Source organism: Methylomonas koyamae, from assembly GCF_006483455.1.
Taxonomy (GTDB): Bacteria; Pseudomonadota; Gammaproteobacteria; order Methylococcales; family Methylomonadaceae; genus Methylomonas; species Methylomonas koyamae_B.
In genome coordinates this window covers 1-3,242 of the sequence record NZ_PPPU01000045.1, presented here as the reverse complement: position 1 = coordinate 3,242, position 3,242 = coordinate 1, and the positions used below count along the sequence as shown (strand labels likewise).

Below are 3,242 nucleotides of genomic sequence, written 5' to 3'. Positions count from 1 at the left end.
TCCAATTGCCCAAGCTGGCTCAAGCTAAAGCCCTTGTCGACCAGCGACCGGGCGACTCGCTCACGCAACGCCATTTCCATGACCGCGCCAAAGCGTGCGACGACATCGTCGTAGACCTTGATTGCGTCCTCCCATTTCCCAAGCTGGCGCAAAACGAAACCCTTGTTGAACAGCGCCCGGGCGACTCCCTCACGCAACACCGCTTCCGTGGCCGCGCCAAAGCGTTCGACGACATCGTCGTAGATCTTGATTGCATCCTCCGAGTGTCCAAGCTGGCCCAAAGTGGCGCCCTTATTGACCAGTGCCTTGGCGACCTGCTCACGCAAAGCCGCTTCCATGGCCGTGCCAAAGCGTTCGACAACATCGTCGTAGACCTTGATTGCGTCCTCCGATTGCCCAAGCTCGCCCAATATTAAGCCCTTTTTGAGCAGCGCCCGGGGCAATTCGACGCGCGACGCAAGTTTACTGGAACCGCTCAATCGCGCTATGGTGCGGTCCAGAACCTCAATAGACTCAGCAGGCGAAGTGGCTTGTTCTGCTTCGGTGGCGATTTTCCCGGCGACATCAATGCTGCGTAAATCCTGAATCGCGGCACCATATTCCTCGGCGCTGCCAAGACGCCGGCACTGCATATCGGCATGTTCGATCAATTGATTCCTCAACTGGCGTTGGCGCATGCCGCTCGCCAAAGCCAAGGTATAGCCGGGGTCGGCCTGCCCGTCTTGCAAGAGCGCGCGTGCAATGGAATGGCGCTCCCTTGGGCTGAAGCAGGTTTGCAGAAACACCGCCAGAAACTTGATGCTTTGGCGTGCGCGGCGCGGGCCGTTACGCATCAGGTACCAGATGTTGAAGAAGCGTTCGCTTACTTGATAGCCGTTGCGCCCCTTCTTGCGTCTGCTGAGGGAAACAGTTTCGACGTATCCTGATTTTTCCAGTCGCGAAAGCTGGCTGCTCACAACTGTGGTGTCAAGACCGGTCGCCTCGCCCAGCTTGGCCGAGGTCATCGGGTCCCAATTCAAGGCCAGCGCATCGAATACGGCCCGGCTCTGAATCGGCAGCTCTTCCGTGCGGGCCTGATACCAGCCGGTGAAGGTATCGAGCATGGCGCTCAGTTGCGACAAGACATCGGCACTCGCATGCGATTCGAGCACGCTGTAAAGTACGCCCAGAGTGCGCGGGTTACCCCCGGCCAAGGTATTGAGTGCGGCCACTCGCCCCGGATTTTCTTCAATCAGGTCCAGCACCTTCTTGCCCGCCTCGCCCCGGTTCTCGGCGCGTATGCGCAGGCAGTGCATAACTTCTTTGTCATCCAGTTTATCGAGGGTCTGGATTCTGAAAAAATCGTAGAACGCCGCCTGCTGATCGTGTGTCGATTCGGGATAACGCGAAGCCGCAGCAATCAGAATCGGGCCACCAGCACTCTGCAAATCGTTTCGCAACGACCACTGATGGTTGTCCGGCAGGCCTGCCAATAGTGAGTCCAGATTGTCGATCAATAGTAGCGGTCGTCTGCCCAGGCGTTCACAGTGCTTGTTGAATGCCTGCTTTGCCGGTTCTCCGTCCTGATCATCACGCTTCAAGGCCTGGCGCGGTAAATGCCGTTCCCATGCCGCGTCCAGCGCTTCAATTTCTTCGTCCGCTGCCTTTTCGTCCTCGCGTACTTCAAGCAGCGATTGCAGGCAATTGCGCCAGAACACGTCCAGGCTGATGACATTGTGTTGCTCTTCGCGAAACGATAAGGCGATCAACCGGCTATTGAGGTCGGGTTCCGTTCTGACGGCGATGGCAATTCGGCGCAGCAAACTGGTTTTTCCGTAGCCTCGCGGCGCGACGATGAGATGATGGGTGGCGGGGCGGCTTGGCTCAAGCAGGCGAAGCTGGCGCAGAAAGAAATCCAGCACGCCGCGCCGGGCGACAAAGTTCGCCAGAAAGTCTTCTTCTTTCTGGGACTTAGGGTTGAAGTGAGTGAAGTCCATGGTGTGGCGCCTATGAAAATGAAGGGTTTAGTCTAGGCATTTGCTTGCGGCGGAAAGCGGGTCCACCAGCGGCGCAGCAGTACATTTCTAAACGCCGCAACGGGCGTGTCCGCGCCCCAGTCTTCAATCGTGATGAAGCCTTCTGCATCCAAGCGCATCAGTAGTTTGCGCAGCGACTCCCGCGTAAGGTTGGACTGGCTGACCGCCGCAAGCACCCTATCAATATCAAGCCCCTGTGGATGAGGTGCCAGTGAGTTAAGTACGGCGATGGCGACTCCCCGATCAGTATCCGGGTAATGCTTTCTTAGATGCTCTTCCCATACACCGAAAGTCGCCAGTTCGTTGGGCTGCAATAGTCGCGCCATGGCTGCTTCTATCAAAGCAGTGGCATCCTGGGCGTTTTCAGTGGGCGTGCCGGCAAGCTTCTTGGCCAGGGCCTCCAGATAGTAGGCTGAGCGCCAACCTACGGCCTGAACTATCGCGTCCGCCTCCGCGACGGTAATCAGTTGCCGATCCACCAGCCGGCCCGTTTGCGCCAGGTCGATGACAAAATCGCGAGCTTGAATTTCATTCAGCGTCGTCAGGCCATAGGTCTCGAACTTGGCCAAAACACCCATGTAGTTGCCCGCTTGCGCCAGAGGTTCCAGGCCGATCGAGCCGGTGATCAACCAACGCACTTTTGGAAAGTCGACTCGAAGGCGGCTGGTGTGGTTCATGAACGTTCTTGCCGCCTCGATGCCTTGCGGGCCTTGGTCGTGCAGAGCTTTAAGGAAGATTGGAAGTTCATCGATCAGCAGCAACCAGCGTCGATTCGGGTCTTCATGCAAGGCTTTGATCAAGCGCTCGAAATAGGTCTCGTGATCGAGCGTGGTGAAGGACTGATACCAAGCACCGTTGGTGTCGGTGCGCGGGTCGATTGCTTGTCCTAGCCGTTGGCTCAGCCAGGCAACGATATTGTTTCCACGCGATCTATGCTTGCCAATCTGGTCGCATAGCTGGCGAAAGAATCCTCGGGTGTCCTTGCAACCCGCTACTTCTACCTTGATGGCTTCCCAGCCATGCGCGTGTCCCGCTTCGACCAAGCGCTCCAGCACGAAGGTTTTGCCCAAACGGCGCGGCCCCGGCATTGAAATATCGATGCCAGCATCGATCAGTTTATAGATGGCCGCGACGTCATCGTTTCGACCGTAAGATTTGCTGGTGTAGTCCATCGCCCGCCCCTTTGGTTATCAAGAGACATGATTTTAAGACAGGATTGTTTTAAAA

General features: G+C 57.0%; 2 protein-coding genes. Both read right to left on the bottom strand.

The genetic code is table 11. From position 1 onward, the window contains the following. A partial coding sequence (locus tag C2U68_RS18475) for a tetratricopeptide repeat protein (RefSeq protein ID WP_140913948.1) occupies positions 1 to 1,976 on the bottom strand: 1,976 nt, incomplete at its 3' end. Positions 1,977 to 2,008: 32 nt separating this feature from the next. Continuing rightward, on the bottom strand, positions 2,009 to 3,187 hold the full coding sequence (locus tag C2U68_RS18470) for a hypothetical protein (protein WP_140913947.1): 1,179 nt from the start codon (positions 3,185 to 3,187) through the stop codon (positions 2,009 to 2,011). Positions 3,188 to 3,242: the final 55 nt, after the last annotated feature.

Excerpts from the sequence above, each read along its gene's own strand:
- C2U68_RS18470 (WP_140913947.1), bottom strand. The coding sequence starts at position 3,187 with ATGGACTACACCAGCAAATCTTACGGTCGAAACGATGACGTCGCGGCC.